This window comes from Citrobacter sp. JGM124 (genome assembly GCF_018257795.1).
Lineage (GTDB): Bacteria > Pseudomonadota > Gammaproteobacteria > Enterobacterales > Enterobacteriaceae > JGM124.
Map to the genome: position 1 here is coordinate 90,414 of NZ_JAERJD010000009.1, position 17,686 is coordinate 108,099.

At 46.9% G+C, this 17,686-nt stretch carries 13 protein-coding genes; 10 read left to right on the forward strand and 3 right to left on the reverse strand.

Features of this window, described 5'->3' with window-relative positions:
- Window positions 1–120 precede the first annotated feature (120 nt).
- The 5 genes from JK154_RS13740 to JK154_RS13760 are packed head-to-tail and all read left to right on the forward strand — an operon-like array spanning window position 121 to window position 6,383.
- A complete protein-coding gene (locus JK154_RS13740) occupies window positions 121–1,575 on the forward strand; it encodes an amidohydrolase family protein (RefSeq protein ID WP_211993124.1) in 1,455 nt (484 codons plus the stop codon).
- A gap of 50 nt (window positions 1,576–1,625) precedes the next feature.
- Window positions 1,626–1,955, forward strand: a complete 330-nt coding sequence (locus JK154_RS13745; protein WP_211993125.1) for a YtcA family lipoprotein — start codon at window positions 1,626–1,628, stop codon at window positions 1,953–1,955.
- 3 nt (window positions 1,956–1,958) lie between these two features.
- A complete protein-coding gene (mdtN, locus tag JK154_RS13750) occupies window positions 1,959–3,008 on the forward strand; it encodes a multidrug transporter subunit MdtN (RefSeq protein WP_211993126.1) in 1,050 nt (349 codons plus the stop codon).
- Window positions 2,998–4,884: an FUSC family protein gene (locus tag JK154_RS13755; protein ID WP_211993127.1), complete on the forward strand. Its 1,887-nt coding sequence runs from the start codon at window positions 2,998–3,000 to the stop codon at window positions 4,882–4,884. Before mdtN ends, JK154_RS13755 begins: the two co-directional genes overlap by 11 nt.
- Complete coding sequence (locus JK154_RS13760; RefSeq protein ID WP_211993128.1) at window positions 4,881–6,383, forward strand: TolC family protein; 1,503 nt, start codon at window positions 4,881–4,883, stop codon at window positions 6,381–6,383. Before JK154_RS13755 ends, JK154_RS13760 begins: the two co-directional genes overlap by 4 nt.
- A gap of 141 nt (window positions 6,384–6,524) precedes the next feature.
- On the opposite strand, the gene JK154_RS13765 is transcribed toward JK154_RS13760, so the two are convergent.
- Window positions 6,525–7,484 carry a hypothetical protein gene (locus tag JK154_RS13765; protein ID WP_211993129.1) on the reverse strand — a complete coding sequence of 320 codons (960 nt, stop codon included), beginning with the start codon at window positions 7,482–7,484 and terminating at the stop codon, window positions 6,525–6,527.
- Between the two features lie 742 nt (window positions 7,485–8,226).
- On the opposite strand from JK154_RS13765, the gene JK154_RS13770 reads away from it, so the two are divergent.
- Together JK154_RS13770 and JK154_RS13775 are read left to right on the forward strand one after the other, a co-directional pair.
- Window positions 8,227–8,925, forward strand: coding sequence for an amino acid racemase (locus JK154_RS13770; RefSeq protein ID WP_211993230.1), 699 nt, complete (start codon window positions 8,227–8,229; stop codon window positions 8,923–8,925).
- 210 nt (window positions 8,926–9,135) lie between these two features.
- Window positions 9,136–10,302, forward strand: coding sequence for an MFS transporter (locus tag JK154_RS13775; protein WP_211993130.1), 1,167 nt, complete (start codon window positions 9,136–9,138; stop codon window positions 10,300–10,302).
- On the opposite strand, the gene JK154_RS13780 is transcribed toward JK154_RS13775, so the two are convergent.
- Window positions 10,297–11,220 carry a LysR family transcriptional regulator gene (locus JK154_RS13780; protein ID WP_211993131.1) on the reverse strand — a complete coding sequence of 308 codons (924 nt, stop codon included), beginning with the start codon at window positions 11,218–11,220 and terminating at the stop codon, window positions 10,297–10,299. The genes JK154_RS13775 and JK154_RS13780 overlap by 6 nt on opposite strands.
- A 112-nt stretch (window positions 11,221–11,332) precedes the next feature.
- On the opposite strand from JK154_RS13780, the gene lysA reads away from it, so the two are divergent.
- A complete protein-coding gene (gene lysA, locus JK154_RS13785) occupies window positions 11,333–12,595 on the forward strand; it encodes a diaminopimelate decarboxylase (protein WP_211993231.1) in 1,263 nt (420 codons plus the stop codon).
- 12 nt (window positions 12,596–12,607) lie between these two features.
- Here lysA and galR read toward each other — a convergent pair whose 3' ends face one another.
- Window positions 12,608–13,621 carry an HTH-type transcriptional regulator GalR gene (galR, locus tag JK154_RS13790; protein ID WP_211993132.1) on the reverse strand — a complete coding sequence of 338 codons (1,014 nt, stop codon included), beginning with the start codon at window positions 13,619–13,621 and terminating at the stop codon, window positions 12,608–12,610.
- Window positions 13,622–14,304: 683 nt separating this feature from the next.
- On the opposite strand from galR, the gene aas reads away from it, so the two are divergent.
- Window positions 14,305–16,464 (forward strand): bifunctional acyl-ACP--phospholipid O-acyltransferase/long-chain-fatty-acid--ACP ligase, encoded by a 2,160-nt coding sequence (aas, locus tag JK154_RS13795; RefSeq protein ID WP_211993133.1) that lies wholly within the window; start codon window positions 14,305–14,307, stop codon window positions 16,462–16,464.
- Window positions 16,457–17,668 carry a lysophospholipid transporter LplT gene (gene lplT, locus JK154_RS13800; RefSeq protein ID WP_211993134.1) on the forward strand — a complete coding sequence of 404 codons (1,212 nt, stop codon included), beginning with the start codon at window positions 16,457–16,459 and terminating at the stop codon, window positions 17,666–17,668. Before aas ends, lplT begins: the two co-directional genes overlap by 8 nt.
- The last annotated feature ends 18 nt before the right edge of the window (window positions 17,669–17,686 follow it).

The following is a 17,686-nucleotide window of genomic DNA, read 5'->3' on the forward strand; positions in this document are numbered from 1 at the left end:
ACGCTGAGATGCCTGGATGGTATTACCTGCACGATATCGAGAATAATCGATCATACTGCCAGAACCATCACACAATGTGATCCCTATTTTGAAGAGCAATGCCATAAGGAGTTTCGCCTGATGTCAAATACTGCCACCACTTATCATCATCGTCATGAGCATGATGAGCCCTGTCTTTGTCACAGCAAGGCATTTATACGCATCAACACTGTTCTGACACAAGAAGCTGCCAAAGCTCCGCCGATTAGTGCCGCTACGGTCAGAACAGCTGTGCCTGATGCCATCTCGGCGAAGGGGCAAAACACAGCTAACACGCGTGATGTCAAAATACTTATTAACGTGCGTATTTTTGATGGTGTTTCGGATCAGCTGAAAGAGGGATTGCAGGTTGTTGTTCAGGGCAACACGATTAGCGCATTACTGCCTGCCCATACGCCACTGCCAGATGATGCTGAAGTAATTGATGGGCAGGGCGGGGTACTTATGCCAGGCCTGATTGATGCTCACTGGCATGCAATCATGGCCCGACCTTCCATGATGACAGCAATGACTGCTGATTTTAATTATATCCAGGCCCTGGCGATTGCAGAAGCGCAGTCAACGCTGTTGCGCGGTTTTACTACGGTAAGAGATATGGGAGGGCCTGTATTTGGCCTCAAACGTGCTATTGATGAGCAAATTACCGTCGGGCCACGTATCTATCCATCTGGTGCTTTTATTTCTCAAACGGGGGGGCATGGTGACTTCCGTTTTTTGCATGAAATACCACGTTCTGCGGGTACGCCACTAAGTTATACCGAACAGGTGGGAATATCTGCACTGGCAGATGGGGCTGATAATGTGTTGTTAAAAGCACGTGAGCAACTCATGAAAGGGGCTTCCCAGGTTAAATATATGGCAGGTGGTGGGGTAGCCTCCATGTATGACGGTATTGATGTCACCGAAGGTTCCGTAGCCGAGATAGCAGCGGCTGTTACTGCCGCAGAAAACTGGGGTACTTATGTCACAGTGCATGCCTATACTCCACGAGCGGTACAAATGGCCATTAAGGGCGGGGTGAAGTGTATTGAGCATGGACAAATGCTCGATGACGAAACGGTAAAAATTATGGCAGACAAATCCTTGTGGTGGTGTTTACAGCCTTTTTTGAATGACGAAGACGCCGTCCCAATGGCAACGCCTGCGTCACAGGCAAAACAGCGGATAATGTCTGATGGTACAGATAATGCCTATCAGCTGGCGAAGAAATATAATATTAAAACGGCATGGGGGACTGACACTTTATTTAATGAGCATCTGGCGACCCGGCAGGGTGCGCAACTGGCAAAACTCAAGCGCTGGTACTCTCCGCTGGAAATACTTAAAATGGCGACCAGTGTCAATGGTGAACTGTGTGCCATGTCAGGCCCACGTAATCCTTATCCCGGTAAACTTGGTGTGATTACAGAAGGCGCATTTGCTGATATGATAATTGTCGACGGCAATCCTCTGGAAAATATAGAATTAATCGCCCAACCAGATGCGTCTTTCAAACTGATTATGAAAGAAGGGGCTATTTTTAAACATACCCTATAATGCCTGGTTATTGACTGAATATTATAGACATTGTTCAGGGAGTTAAAATAATGGAACATAAGACGGTGGCATCTCTGCATCAGTGTTATTTGAAACTGTGCAGTAGCTTATTGCGTCATCGCTCGTTATTCCTCATTTCTGTCAGTACGTTGGTACTGACAGGGTGTGTACAGGTGGGCGCACCTGCTTTTACCTTGGTCGGGTCTTTTATTCCTTACTGGATGGTATGCGCAGCGATAGGCCTGGTGATTACGATCATTGTGCGGATTTTTTTGATTAAAATCGGTATTGATGATGTGTTACCTGCGCGGCTTCTGGTTTATCTTTGTCTGATGCTTACGGTGTCATTCCTTTCGTCTTTGCTCTTCTTCATGGGCTAAAAAATGGATCATTCTCATTCATCAGGGTTGAAATCTAAAATAGCGATTGCTATTGGAGTCATTATTGTTATCTCTGCTCTTGTTACTGGATGGCTTATTTTTCGTGAAAATACGCGCAGTCCGATGTCAGAAGACGCGGTGATTGGCAGTAATGTAGTGAAAATTAGCAGTGAGGTTCCCGGACGTATTGCGTCTATCAACGTAGCAGAAAACAGTCGGGTCAAGAAAGGCGACTTGTTATTCACTATCGATCCTTACATCTATCGCCTTCAGGTTGATCAGGCCAGGGCTGATTTGCAGATGGCTGAAGCTGCTATGAATACGCAGCATCGTAATGTCATTGCTGAAAAATCTAACTCGGGGATCACTAACGACCAGATAGTTGCTGCGCGCACGAACTTGCAGTTAGCGACACAGACCTTGGCACGATTGTTACCATTGGAAACTAAAGGTTATGTAACTAAGCAACAAGTTGATGACGCGAGAACCGCCAAGCGTAATGCAGAGGTTATGCTGCAACAAGCGTTAAAACAGTCGGTGGCAGCTGAAGCCCTGGTGAGTAATACTGACAGTACCGAAGCGTTAGTGAGTGCTCGCCGTTCAGCACTGGCTATAGCGGAAAGGATGCTGGCACATACTGAAATACGCGCACCGCATGATGGATTAGTGGTGGGGCTCCAAACCTCTTCCGGTGAGTTTATCGTGCCAGACCAGGTCATCTTTACTCTGATTGATACAGAGCAATGGCATGCGTCTGCTTATTATCGCGAAACTGATTTACAGAATATTAAAATAGGTAGCTGTGCCACCGTCTATGTCCTGGCCAACCGTAATAAAATGATCACGGGTCGAGTTCAGGGTATTGGCTGGGGGGTTCAGTCCGACGAGCAGATTAATATTCCGCGTAGTTTACCTTATGTACCCAAATCGCTGAATTGGGTACGTGTTGAGCAACGCTTCCCTGTCCGAATTATATTAGACAATCCTCCTCCTGATTTGATGAGAATTGGTGCAACAGCAGTGACTATTGTGCGAAATGACAATGATTGCTGATAATTTAGGTCATTCCATGTTTCGCCAGGTTAAGGCGGATTTACGCTATTTTCCTGGGCGTTTTGCAATGGCCTGGCGCATTGGTGTTTTAGCGGCACTGATGAGTTTTGTTGCCATGTTCTATGGCATTCCAGAGTCAGCGATTAGCTGTTATCTGATCCTCTTTATTATGAAGCCTGATGCAGTAACCAGTATGATAATGGCTGTGGCTATTATCATACTGGTTACCGTGGTTGTGGGCGTGATTTTGCTACTTCTGCCGATGACTCTGGAATACGGCCCGGTACGGATGACGATATTAATCGGTAGTTCATTCGTTTTCCTGTGGCTTGGATCTGCCAGTCAGTTAGGGGAAGTTGGCAGCATTATTGCTTTGGTGATCGCTTTTATTATGGGGCTGGTGGGTTATGCCCCGACGGGGGAAATTGCCACCAGGGCGATACTTTATGCCTGGCTGATGGTCGCGTCACCAATGTTATTGCTACTGGCCTTTAATTATCTGTTTGGTCGTTCCCCCGTAATGCTGGTCTATGAAAGCCTGACGGAACGTTTACTGATCGCTGAAGCGGCGTTACGTGACCCGGATATTAGCCAGATAAGACAGGTTCGCCTGCAACTATTGGATGATCAAAATGACCTTGCACAACGAGCCATGTTTGTAAAAACATTCCATCTCGGGCGTGGGGCTGAAAATAAATGGCAACCAGCGGCGGTTATCAATAGTTACCGTGTTTTGATGGCTATCTCTGAGCTGGCGGAAACATTGCCCGAAGCCGCGCGTAAGGAAATGGCTGACTGGTGTTCTGTCGCTGCAAAACAACTTAAAGACAGGCGAATACCCGAGATCCCTGTATGGTCACCGCTGATTGCTGATAATGAAGTGGCCAGTGCGTTGGCTGCATTCGCGACACCGGATGACAAGCCACTGCCAGGCGGGATCAAAATACCTTTCTTTGCCGCAGACGCATTAACTAACCCAGCACATCGTTTTTTTGCGCTTAAAACGACACTGGCGAGCCTTATTTGTTATCTCACCTATACCTTGCTGGAATGGCAAAGCATCCATACCGCCATGATAACCTGCTATGTGGCCGTATTGGGCACTACCGGTGAAACAGTACATAAATTAGTGTTAAGGATCACTGGGTGTCTGATTGGCGCGACGATGGGGATGTTGTCGCTAATTTTTATTGTCCCGGGAATGGATGATATTGGTCAGCTGATGATTCTGGTCTTCATCGCATTGTTATTCTCCGCCTGGATTTCAACGGGGAATGAGCGTATTGCTTATGCCGGAATTCAGGTAGGGCTGGCATTTCTGCTGACCGTATTGCATGGATTCGCGCCGACTAATGATCTGGATACTGCCACCGGACGTATTCTGGGCGTGCTGTTGGGTAATGTTGTCATTTACGTTATCTTTACCCATATTTGGCCTGTGGGTATTGTTGATTCGGTTCGTTCGGGTATCCGCAGTAACTTAAAAAATTTATCGCTATTGGCTGGGTTACCGACGCAGGCTCGAATGCAGGTAACGTTGCAGGCCGCCCGTATTGAACAATCGGTCGCGAAGAATATTGAGTCATTACGTTTGGTCCCTTTTGAGCCGAAGTATTTACGGCCATCGAAAGAAGAGTATCAACGCCTTGCAGAAATATTGCTGGAAATTGATATCGCATGTCGGGTGCTATTTTTACCGATGGAAAGGAATGCCGACGATCATGAGCGGCTACGAGCCCTGTGTAGTACTGACTTAGTTAAAGCTGAAGATCGTGTGAATACTGACGTGGCTGAGGTCAAGCTTCCACCTGAACCTTTGGCTGCGCAAGATGCCCTAAGGCGTAGTTTAATCAGACTTGAGGGACTTCTGAAATGAAGACGTCCATGGTGCGTATGGATAAAAAAATAGTCACAAAGATGCTGCTGGTCACAACCATTACTTCTCTGCTCAGTGCCTGTGTGACCGATTCGATAAAACGTGCACCAGCATCCCCTTCGACACCCTGGCAGCCTTCGGGAGCCGGCAAAACCACGGTGGTGGACTCTTTTGCTGTCCCGACAAATTTACAAGTACTGGATGGGCAGCTAGCGCCTAAGATTGAACAAGGCCGGGCTTACACGCTACCGGAGTTGATTAACATCGCTCAGTTGGAAAACCCGGATACGCGAATTGCCTGGCAACAAGCACGTCAAGCTGCGTTGGCTGTGGGGTTAACCGAAACGCTATTTTTACCCATGATTTCAGCGAGTGTTGTTGGTGGGTATCAGCACACACGCACACCTTTGTCATCCAATATACTCGACAAAAGTGATCTGGAAACCAATACCAGTGCAGTGATCCCGGCGTTAGTACTACAGTGGCTGGTGTTTGACTTTGGGCAGCGCCGCGCATTATTACATGCGGCGGAGCATGCATCATTTGCGGCCAATATTGGATTTAACGGTATCCATCAGAAAATTATTTATGATGTTACCCGCACCTACTATCAATATGGCGCAGCACAGTCTCGGTACAGAATAACCAAAGAAATGCTCGATAATAGCAAGCGTATCCTTGCGGCAGCAGAGGCTAAACGTCAACAGGGCATTGGTACTTCACTGGAGGTAGCTCAGGCGACACAGTTGGTGGCACAGGCCGAGCTTAACCGTGTCGTGGCACGTGGGGCTGAACGGGATGCCCGGCAGGCATTACTGGCTTCAACAGGTCTGCCAGCAACCTCGCAACTGGGGGTAGATGCACAAGAGTATAAAGCCTCCTCGTTACATGTTGTTGCCCCAACACAAAAAGTGATCGAGCAGGCGTTATCCCGTCGTCCGGATGTCCTGGCAAGCTATGCCTTAGCCCAGGCAGCCAAAGAGGGAATAACAGCAGCAGAAGCTGATTATTTCCCCAAAATAGTACTGGCAGGTGGGCTGGCAGATGCCCATTCCCGCTTTGATATTCAAGGGATGCCTTCTATCGGGCCACAAACCTCAGCCTCTAATATTTTACTGGCCGTGAGTGTGCCTATCTATGATGGCGGTATGCGCGCCGTGCGGGTCCAGGAAGCACAGTCCCGGGCGACTGCCGCACATGACACTTTTGAGAAAACCCGTGAGGTTGCTGCCCGCGAAATCGTGGTCTCAAGTGACGTTCTGGAGTCAGCCATCGCCTCTAATACTGCAGCAGTTCATTTGGTAAAAACTGCACTTATTACCTATGATGCTGCTTTTGATGCCTATCAGCATGGGGTCGGGACGATCACCGTCGTAAATGAAGCGGCTAATAATTTGCTGCTTGCCCAGCAAATGGAGATCGATGCCCGCACCGCGGTGTTAGTGGCCGCAGCTAATCTTGCTTTCGTCATGGGTGAAATGACTCAGGCTCCTCGCTAAAAACGGTGGTTCCCCCCCAGTGATTAATACTGAGGGGGATGTCGGGCGGGTATCCTTTACGCATCATACTGGCGTAGTTGTTTTGACCCGTTGCTGAACATTTCAGATAAACACAGTTGTGATAAATGACTTAAAGACGCATTAATCTTCATTCATAACATCATTTCCGGATGCATAACGCATGATGTTATTCTCTTTTTGTATTAGCATCTTATCTGAATAATTTCTAAGATCGCTTGTTGCTATCATATGAAAATAACTTGCACTATTATTCCTGATGACCGATTCAGCAGCCAAATAGAGAACTATCAGTTTTCTTCTGATTATAATTTCTTCTGCATGCTCTTTGGGAGATAAATGTTTCTTGTTAACATTTATCTCCCTGAGATTATCTTGGGATAACTTATAGTTACTGATTTTATCTATGATATAACTCAGTAACTCATGACGCGTATTCAGGTCTGCATTGAATGATTTATCAACAATACTTTTAATTTCTGACTGACAAAATTCATCCAGAGCTTCATATATTTCTCTGCCTAACGGGAATAAAATATTTTTTGATACTGTTTCATAATAAATATTTCGCTGGCTGTCATGTGGGTATTTGTTATTCGATGCTGCCGGTGGGCAGTGAGCAGAATGAGCGACTGCTAAACCTTCCATTACGTTTGAGGCAGGCTGCTTTGTTATTGCCTGCTTATGGTTCTCTGTTGCCATTTTTGTGGCAACGTCCTGATTGTGTTTTTCTGTATTTGCGTGGTGATTATTTTTTTTATGGCCGGGGCTAGATGTATTGAAAGCATCGGCATTATTATTGACGCCGATATCCGTCGATGGGGTATATTTCTGAACCCCTGTTATCAATGTCTTCCAGACCAGTAAACATGCCAGTAAATCTATTTTATTGCTCGTCGCTGTATCTTTTGATGCATGCGCTGAACTGTGTACCCTATTGTAAGGTGTATTCTTCACCTTATTCAATTTTTCATAAAGAGCAGACGCATAGAGTTCATTACCATGTGTTTTTTTATTATGATGCAGATAAATATCATACAGACTGCTCTTTTGAGCCGACAATTCCGTAATGCTTTGTAACATAGTATCCTCTATAGTAAATCGAACTCTGTTTCTCAATTAAATTGGGTGTTCCTGGCACAGACTATCCACTATCGTATCGCCGTACCGGCATGAGCATTCTCTGCTGCTAAATAGTAGGTTATGTATCGCAAGGATCGTTTTTGAAATTAACATATTTACCTTTTTTAAATATAAATAAAAAGTTTCCTTACGATTTGTTGTATCCTGGAAAGAAAATGTACTTTCAGTAAAGATATTTACTTAATAATGCAGGTTGTCCTTGTAAATGGAGTGATAAATGCGGGGATTTGTGAGGACTGTGATATGTTTTGAATGAGGCGTGGAATAAAATTATTAATTCAGCTTTAAAATTAGAAAGGGATACGATACCTTTATGAATGTTTGTTTTGTAAAAAATATTTTTTACAAAATAACTTGCTTCTGTAACGAGCCATTCTGATTCTGTAGGTGGCACATAAACGACGGCTCATAGATATAGTAATGTATTGAACTAACCTTGTATCATCTATGACTATCTCTTTTTCCTGCAAGTGACATTTCGAGAGTGCATTTTTAATCAATGGATGATCCAGTACCTTTAAGAGAATAAAAAAAGGTCATTTCACCGTTGAGTGAAATATTGTTTTATTTTTCTTATAAAAATACAAATAAAATATAATGGGATAGAGATGGCTGAATGCCAGAACATGCTTTTTTGGCTTCTCAATCTGAGCTAAAACCGCGCTATAAAAAGGTGATAATGATGAAAACTATTGGGCTGTTAGGCGGTATGAGTTGGGAATCGACGATTCCTTATTATCAGCTCATTAACCAAGGCATTAACATGCGCCTTGGTGGCCTGCATTCAGGGAAAATTTTACTGCATAGTGTTGATTTTTATGAGATAGAAATGTTTCAACGCAATGGTGAATGGGATAAAGCCGGGGATCTGCTGGCACAGGCAGCACTGGGCCTGGAAAAAGCCGGGGCTGATGCCATTATGTTATGTACGAATACCATGCATAAAGTTGTCTCGCAGATCGAGGACCAGGTCAGGTTACCTGTCTTACATATCGCAGATACCACTGGACTGGCCATCCAGCAGGCAGGATTCCAGCAGGTCGCCCTGCTGGGGACTCGCTATACAATGGAGCAAGACTTCTATAGAGGACGGTTGAAAGCGTCTTTTGGGATCACTTCCATTATTCCTGATGAAATGCAGCGTATGAAAATTAATCACGTTATTTTCAATGAACTCTGCAAGGGAATGAATCACCCAGCTTCAAAACGCTACTACCAACAAGTTATCAGTGAACTTCAGGAGTTAGGGGCTGAAGGTGTCATTTTCGGATGCACTGAGATTGGCTTATTACTTAATCAGAATGACAGTGTGTTACCTGTCTTTGATACCACTGGGATTCACGCGCAGGCTGCGGTTGATTTTATGCTTAGTGGTGACTAGCGAATGTTTTTATTTTCCATTTACTGGCACAGGTTACAGATTTCTTGAACGAGGCTGTTATCAGCCTGTAAATTAAAAGTGTCAGCACACATTTTGCTACTGATTATCGGCCAGATGCAGAACACTATGGTACGAAATGAGTAGCATCGTCATCATGGCGAATAGATATTCCGCTGTTGTTATTGCGTCTTTTTTAATCGGAGTTTTTTCATGCCTGTATCTTTACTGGCGCTGGCGATCAGCGCCTTTGCCATTGGTACCACCGAGTTTGTGATCATGGGGTTGTTGCCTGAAGTGGCTGTGAGTCTTGATATATCTATTCCCACAGCAGGCTGGTTAATCAGTGGTTATGCCCTGGGCGTTGCCATCGGCGCTCCCATTATGGCACTACTGACCGCCCGTTTACCGCGGAAGCTCTCATTAATTTTATTGATGATTATTTTTATTATCGGTAATGGATTATGTGCTGTTGCCTTGAACTATCAGTTCCTGATGCTGGCTCGGGTGGTTACGGCACTTTGCCATGGTGCCTTCTTTGGCATTGGTGCCGTCGTTGCCGCGAGTCTGGTTCCGGAAGGACGTAAAGCATCAGCCGTTGCACTGATGTTTACCGGGCTGACCCTGGCGAATGTGCTGGGTGTCCCTATGGGGACTGCATTTGGGCAGCTGTATGGCTGGCGTGCGACTTTCTGGGGGGTTGCTGTTATCGGCATTGTGGCATTTATCTGTCTTTTTGTTAGCCTGCCGTCACAAAAGAATACTGAAGTCACGAATATCAAAGCAGAAGTCAAAGCCCTGGCTAATGGTAAGCTATGGCTGTCTCTGAGTATGACAGTATTTTTTGCCGCTGCGATGTTCGCACTATTTAGTTATATTGCACCGATGCTGTTGGAGATTACAGGCATTACACCTGAAGGCGTGAGCTGGACGCTATTCCTGATTGGTGCCGGTCTGACCATTGGTAATATCTTAGGTGGACGTCTGGCTGACTGGCGAGTTGCGGTGAGTTTATTACTGAGTTTTAGCTTAATTGCTCTTTTTTCACTGCTATTCCGCTGGACCAGTCATGCGGCCTGGATGGCTGAAATTACCTTATTCTTATGGGCGGTAGCGACTTTTGCGACCGTCCCTGCTTTGCAAATTAATGTGCTGACACATGGTAGCGGTGCACCAAACCTGGTTTCCACTCTGAACATTGCCGCTTTTAACGTTGGCAATGCTTTGGGGGCCTGGGTCGGCGGTATCGTTATCGGTAGTGGCTATGGCCTGGCGACAGTACCCGTTGCAGCAGCTGGCCTGGCGGTCATCGGTTTAATTATTTGTCTGATCACCTTCAAGCGTCGCCCGGCACAGCCTTATTCTGTGACCGGATTATAAGTTCAGAAGTGAACAAAGTGGATCACGATAGAGATGAGTGTTGCGTTGTAAATGCTCACTAAATGCATCAACCAGTGCGGATGCAGGGCGGTGAAGTGGGCGGATCAGGCTGACAGTGAAAGGCACTGTCTCGCTGAATCGCCGTACCACCACGCCCTGTTCTGCATAATCCAGTGCGGTCAGTGGGTTGACGATTGATATCCCGATCCCTGCCTTGACCATGGCACAGACTGAGGCGGCACTATGGGTTTCAACGACCAGGCGCCGTTTGACGTTAAATTCCTGAAACAGCGAATCCAGTAACTGACGATAGCTGTCAGTGGGAGACAAACTAATATAATTCTCAGCGGCAAAATCCTGGGGGGTTAACACCGGCTTTGCTGTTAATCGATGGCCGGCGGGTAACACACAAACCTCATTCAGGGTTAGTAAGGTTTGGCGTTCTGTTCCGGCAGGCGTCTGTTGGTTTTCTGTCAAGCCTAAATCATGACGCTGGGCGGAAAGCCACTCTTCGAGCAACGGAGATTCCTGGGGAATAATATTCAGACTCAAGTCAGGATAACGGGCTAAAAAGGGTTGTAATAACCGTGGCAGAAAGGATTGAGAAAATACGGGTAAACAGGCTACAGATAACTCCCCTTGTCGAAATTCACGCAAACTGTCAGCGGCGTTAAGGATACGATCCAGCCCATACCAGGAGCGTTGTACCTCTTCAAATAAACGCAGGCCTTGCACTGTGGGATGAAGACGCCCACGGCTACGAACAAACAGTTGCAAATCGATAAGTTTTTCAAAGCGAGCCAGCTCGCGGCTGATAGTGGGCTGTGACGTATGCAGCAACGTTGCCGCTTCTGTCAGGTTTCCTGTTGTGATAACAGCGCGGAATATCTCAATATGACGCAGGGTGATGGTAGCCATAGTCTCTCCTTTATCCATATCATATTTGAATAGACTCAAGAGAAAACGATATTTTTTATCCTTTACAAAGTATGGCGTAATAATGGAAATGATTGTTTACCGGAGTTCTACTATGCCTCGCCTGCTGACGGATACCACTACCTCTCTGAATGCACATAATCTGCTGCCTTTGCCTGAAAAATATGGCTGCCCGGTCTGGGTTTATGATGCAGAAATTATTCGTCAGCAAATTGCTCAGTTACGTCAGTTTGATGTGATTCGCTTTGCCCAAAAAGCCTGCTCTAATATTCATATTCTGAAATTAATGCGTGAACAGGGCGTTAAAGTGGACGCCGTATCCCAGGGTGAGATAGAACGTGCCCTGGCGGCGGGTTATCAACCGTTGGATAATCCGGATGATGTGGTTTTCACTGCTGATGTGATTGATGATGCGACACTGGCACTGGTGGCTGAATATAATATTGCCGTCAATATCGGTTCTGTCGACATGCTGCAGCAGCTTGGTGAGGTATCCCCCGGGCATCGTGTTTGGTTGCGTATTAACCCCGGTTTTGGCCATGGACACAGCCAGAAAACCAATACTGGCGGAGAAAATAGCAAGCATGGTATCTGGCACAAGGATTTGCTCCAGGCATTAGCAGTGATGCAGCGCTACCAGCTACAGTTGGTGGGTATGCATATGCATATTGGTTCCGGTGTTGACTATGGTCATCTTGAGCAGGTCTGTGGTGCTATGGTTCGTCAGGTGATCGACTTTGGGCAGGACATTGAAGCGATTTCTGCGGGAGGAGGGCTCTCTGTTCCTTATCATTTCGGTGATGAAACTATTGATACTCAGCACTATTTTGGACTGTGGAATGCTGCGCGTGAAGTGATTGCCTCTCATTTAGGCCATCCGGTTAAACTTGAAATTGAACCAGGGCGTTTTTTGGTGGCAGAAGCCGGTGTACTGGTTGCCCAAGTCCGGGCTGTGAAGGAGATGGGAACGCGTCACTTTGTCCTGATAGATGCTGGTTTTAATGATCTGATGCGCCCATCAATGTATGGGAGCTATCATCATATTTCTGTTTTACCCCGTGACGGGCGTCCGCTGGCGTCCGCTGACTTGGTTGAAACGGTGGTTGCCGGGCCGCTTTGTGAGTCCGGGGATGTTTTTACCCAGCTAGAAGGCGGGAAAGTAGAAAATCGCTTACTCCCTGCTGTGGCGGTCGGTGACTATTTAGTTCTGCATGATACCGGTGCCTATGGGGCATCCATGTCCTCTAACTACAATACACGCCCATTATTGCCCGAAGTATTGTTTGATAATGGGGAGTCACATTTGATTCGTCGTCGTCAGACCATTGCTGAACTACTGGCACTGGAAATTTTCTAATTTACCAGTGCCCTATAGTGTGTCGGTATTATTCACCTGTACTGACTGTCGGCGTACCAGTGTCGGGCTGAATATATGGGTCACCTCAGGGAGTGCTGTGTTTTCAGCCAGCGCCAGCGCCAGCTCTGCTGCCTGAGTCGCCATACTGATGATCGGGTAACGTACTGTGGTGAGTCGTGGGCGCATATAGCGAGCAATTAAGATATCATCAAAGCCGATAAGTGAGATGGCACTCGGTACTTCGAGGCCATTGTCATTTAATATCCCCATGGCTCCCGCTGCCATTGAGTCGTTGTAGCAGGCTACTGCCGTAAAGTTTTTCCCCCGACTTAACAGCTCAATCATGGCTTGTTCTCCCCCCCTTTCATCTGGTTCACCAAAGGCTATCAGCCGTTCGTCTGGAGGAATGTTATGTTCCTGAAGGGCGTTAAGGTACCCCTGTAACCTTTCCTGGGCATCTGAAATCTTATGATTAGAGCAGAGGTAGCCTATCTGACGGTGGCCTTGCTGAATAAGATGACGAGTAGCAAGCCAGGCACCATAGGGATTATCAAGCGCAATACAGCGTTGCTCGAACCCTTTTAATGTCCTGTTAATTAATACCATCCCCGGTATTTGTTCCATGAGAGGTATTAACCTGGAATCCGGGATTTTCTTGGCGTGGACTACCAGGGCCGCACAACGGTGACGTATCAGCTGTTCAATAGCCTGGGTCTCTTTTTGTTCATTGTGATAGCCATTGCCGATCAGTAAAAAGTTACCACTGTCATAGGAAACCTGTTCTACGGCTTTGACCATGGCACCAAAAAAAGGATCGGAGACATCCCCCACCACCAGGCCAATTGTTTTGGTATTTTGTTGTGCAAGTGCCCGAGCATTGGCATTGGGATGGTAGTTTAAGGCTTCCATCGCGCTGTTTACCGCTTCCCGGGAAGCAGTACTGGCTTTTGGGGAGTGATTGATCACACGAGATACTGTGGCGACGGAGACTCCGGCGAGCCGTGCTACATCTTTAATTGTCGCCATAAAAATCCTTTTTGCTCCGTTAAGGTTGAATTATGCCCAGTGTTACGGAAATTGCCCTTTACTTCAAGAGAATGACGGCAATGGGCTCTAATCACTCATTGAATTAATACATCTAAATGAAAAGCAGGTTAAATCGTTAGCAACACCACTTCATATTTATGAACTCATATCAAAAAAACATTTCAGGTCAAATCTTTCCTTACATTTTGCATTCCGCTGTTGCCATTTATCCATAGATGAACAATGCACTCCACTGCTAGAGTTTCTGTCCCAGAGGTATTGATTGGTGAGCATTCTTGTTACTCAACAGAGTACAGTTCACTTGCACCAGCCTGCGCATATGCGCAGGTTTTTTTTTGCCTGTTGAAAATGGCCTGAGGTTAGTTTTCCTGCTCGCATGTTGCCCCGCTTTTTACTGATAATGACTGTCAGCAGATATCTGCGCGATGCCAGGACGATGATGATACTTTCCCGGGCATTAACTCCTGTGGGGTATGGCGATACCCAAGTTCCAAGTAAATGGTCTTATACTCCCATGATTTTCAAACGAGGTGTCATCACAACTCGTGAGTAGATGGTGATGGTACCCCTCTTATTTTTTATCTGTCATTTTTCGGGTATGCCAAAACTGGTGTACTCTGTGCGTTGCGACCACTTACTCAAGAATAATAAAAGGATTTTGCATGCTATTTACGTTTTTACGCACCGTTTTTCGCCTGCTTTTTCGGGTACGTTTATATGGTGATATTCAAAGCCTGAAACAGCAGCGTGTGATAATCATACCTAACCATGTCTCATTTATTGATGGCATTCTGCTGGCGCTCTTTTTGCCAGTAAAACCGGTATTTGCGGTTTACTCTTCCATCGCGGAACAGTGGTTTATGCGTTGGCTGACATCGATTATCGATTTTGTCCCGCTCGACCCTTCGCGTCCGTTGGCGATAAAGCATCTGGTAAGACTGGTGGAGCAGGGCCGTCCGGTGGTTATCTTCCCGGAAGGGCGCATTTCCGTTAGTGGTTCGTTAATGAAAATCTATGACGGGGCTGGTTTCGTTGCGGCAAAATCTAAAGCAACGGTGATCCCTGTTCGTATTGATGGAGCAGAACTCACCTTTTTCAGCCGTCTGAAGGGATTGGTCAAACAGCGCCTGTTTCCACGTATTACTCTGCATTTATTACCGCCCACGACGCTGCCAATGCCAGAAGCACGCCGCCCGCGCGAGCGTCGGAAAATCGCTGGTGAGATGTTGCATCAGGTGATGATGGAAGCCCGCATGGCTGTAAGACCAAGGGAGACGTTATTTGACGCGTTACTGGGTGCAAAATACCGTTATGGTGGAGGTAAAAAATGTCTTGAAGACATTAATTTTAAACCGGACAGTTATCGCACTTTAGTGAAAAAGAGTCTTTCTGTTGGGCGTATTCTGGACAAGTACAGTCAGGCTGGTGAAGTCATTGGTTTGATGTTGCCGAATGCGACTATCACCGCCGCGGCTATATTTGGGGCCTCTTTACGTGGGCGTATCCCGGCAATGATGAATTATAGTGCCGGTGTTAAGGGGTTAACCAGTGCTATTACCGCCGCACAAATTAAGACGGTTTTTACCTCACGTCAGTTTCTGGATAAAGGAAAACTGTGGCATTTGCCAGAACAGTTAACTCAGGTTCGCTGGATCTTTTTAGAAGATTTAAAAAATACAGTAACCACTGGCGATAAACTCTGGATCATGACTCATGTGCTGATGCCGCGTCTGGCTCAGGTGAAACAACAGCCAGAACAGGCGGCTATTATCCTCTTTACTTCAGGTTCTGAGGGGCATCCTAAAGGGGTGGTACATAGTCATAAAAGTTTGTTGGCGAATGTGGAGCAAATTCGCACGATTTCAGATTTCACGGCGAATGATCGCTTTATGTCGGCTTTACCACTGTTTCACTCATTTGGTCTTACTGTAGGGTTATTCACTCCTTTACTGACCGGGGCAGAGGTATTCCTCTACCCGAACCCGCTACATTACCGTATCGTCCCGGAACTGATTTACAGCAACAACTGTACCGTGATGTTTGGCACGTCAACTTTTCTTGGCCACTATGCACGTTTCGCTTCGCCTTATGATTTTTATCGTATTCGTTATGTGGTGTCTGGCGCTGAAAAACTGCAGGAGAGCACCCGCCAGTTATGGCAGGATAAATTTGGTCTTCGTGTACTGGAAGGCTACGGGGTTACTGAGTGTGCCCCGGTGGTGTCTATTAACGTCCCCATGGCCTCGAAAACAGGAACGGTTGGACGCATCTTACCAACGATGGATGCGCGTCTGATCGCGGTGCCTGGCATTGAAGAGGGCGGGCGTTTGCAGTTAAAGGGGCCTAATATCATGAATGGTTATCTCCGGGTCGACAACCCTGGCGTTCTGGAACCGCCGGTGGCGGAAGATGCGGAAGGTAAACTGGAAAGCGGCTGGTATGACACCGGGGATATCGTCACGTTTGATTCACAAGGTTACTGTGTTATTCAGGGACGGGCTAAACGCTTTGCTAAAATAGCCGGCGAGATGGTATCACTGGAAATGGTTGAACAAATGGCCATTGCGATTTCACCGGAAAAACTGCATGCAACCGTAGTACGAGATGACGTGGCAAAAGGGGAAGCTTTGGTGTTGTTCACCAGTGATGCAGACTTGAGACGCGATAGCTTACTGAGCTATGCCCGCCAGCATGGCATCCCTGAACTGGCCGTTCCCCGGGACATTCGTTTTTTGAAACAGCTACCGGTATTAGGGAGTGGTAAGCCTGATTTCATCACATTGAAAGCACAGCTGGATGAAGTGGAGCATAGCCATGGCTAATTCTGTGATTAGAGAAAGCTCACTTTACTCCCGGGGTATGATCGCGGTCACCGGGGCTCAGTTTCTCTCGGCTTTTGGGGATAATGCACTGTTGTTTGTGACGCTTGCAGTGCTGAAGCAACAGTTTTATCCAGACTGGAGTCAGCCGATACTCCAGATGATGTTTGTCGGTGCGTATATTCTGTTTGCCCCATTTGTTGGGCAAGTCGCTGATGGTTTCGCCAAGGGGCGAGTTATGATGCTGGCAAACGGTCTTAAGTTATTAGGGGCTGGCTGCATCTGTGTGGGGCTTGATCCCTTTATCGGCTATACCTTGGTGGGCGTCGGAGCCGCGGCCTATTCTCCAGCCAAGTATGGTATTTTGGGGGAGCTGACTACTGGCGCAAGCCTGGTAAAAGCCAATGGTTTGATGGAATCATCAACCATTGTCGCTATTCTGTTAGGGTCTGTTGTCGGCGGCATACTGGCTGATTTGAATCTATTTGTGGCATTACTGGTGTGTGTGGTGGTTTATGCCGCTGCTGTGGTCGCAAATTTGTTTATTCCTAAACTTTCCCCGGCCCGTCCTGGGGAGTCCTGGCATTTTTTCACCGTGCTACGCCATTTTTTTGCTGCTTGTCGCATCCTGTGGAAAAACCCGGAAACACGTTTTACCTTGGTCGGAACGAGTCTGTTTTGGGGGGCGGGGGTGACGTTACGCTTTTTGCTGGTACTCTGGGTACCCGTCGCTCTGGGAATCACGGATAATGCCACCCCGACCTATCTGAATGCTATGGTCGCAGTCGGTATTGTGATTGGCGCGGGCCTGGCGGCGAAAATGGTCACGCTTAAAACAGTGGCACGGTGTATGCCTGCCGGCATTATACTGGGGGTTGGCGTACTATTTTTTGCTATCCAGCAGGCGTTACTCCCGGCTTATGTCTTACTCACCTTAATAGGGATATGCGGCGGTTTCTTTGTGGTGCCGCTGAATGCATTACTACAGGCTAAAGGCAAAGAGACCGTCGGTGCTGGTCATGCGATTGCGGTGCAGAATCTCGGTGAAAATACCGCTATGTTACTGATGCTGGGACTCTACTCTCTGGCTGTAAAGGTGGGGTTACCGGTAGTGGGGATTGGTATCGGTTTTGGTTCTCTCTTCGCACTGGCTATTGCCGCGCTATGGATCTGGCAGCGTAGACAGAAAAATAGCCCAAGTTACTGACAGTAGTATAATGGCCTG

Bases quoted from the DNA above. Each gene is read 5' to 3' on its own strand.
- JK154_RS13740 (WP_211993124.1), top strand. From the start codon at position 121: ATGTCAAATACTGCCACCACTTATCATCATCGTCATGAGCATGATGAG.
- JK154_RS13745 (WP_211993125.1), top strand. From the start codon at position 1,626: ATGGAACATAAGACGGTGGCATCTCTGCATCAGTGTTATTTGAAACTG.
- mdtN (WP_211993126.1), top strand. From the start codon at position 1,959: ATGGATCATTCTCATTCATCAGGGTTGAAATCTAAAATAGCGATTGCT.
- JK154_RS13755 (WP_211993127.1), top strand. From the start codon at position 2,998: ATGATTGCTGATAATTTAGGTCATTCCATGTTTCGCCAGGTTAAGGCG.
- JK154_RS13760 (WP_211993128.1), top strand. From the start codon at position 4,881: ATGAAGACGTCCATGGTGCGTATGGATAAAAAAATAGTCACAAAGATG.
- JK154_RS13765 (WP_211993129.1), bottom strand. From the start codon at position 7,484: ATGTTACAAAGCATTACGGAATTGTCGGCTCAAAAGAGCAGTCTGTAT.
- JK154_RS13770 (WP_211993230.1), top strand. From the start codon at position 8,227: ATGAAAACTATTGGGCTGTTAGGCGGTATGAGTTGGGAATCGACGATT.
- JK154_RS13775 (WP_211993130.1), top strand. From the start codon at position 9,136: ATGCCTGTATCTTTACTGGCGCTGGCGATCAGCGCCTTTGCCATTGGT.
- JK154_RS13780 (WP_211993131.1), bottom strand. From the start codon at position 11,220: ATGGCTACCATCACCCTGCGTCATATTGAGATATTCCGCGCTGTTATC.
- lysA (WP_211993231.1), top strand. From the start codon at position 11,333: ATGCCTCGCCTGCTGACGGATACCACTACCTCTCTGAATGCACATAAT.
- galR (WP_211993132.1), bottom strand. From the start codon at position 13,621: ATGGCGACAATTAAAGATGTAGCACGGCTCGCCGGAGTCTCCGTCGCC.
- aas (WP_211993133.1), top strand. From the start codon at position 14,305: ATGCTATTTACGTTTTTACGCACCGTTTTTCGCCTGCTTTTTCGGGTA.
- lplT (WP_211993134.1), top strand. From the start codon at position 16,457: ATGGCTAATTCTGTGATTAGAGAAAGCTCACTTTACTCCCGGGGTATG.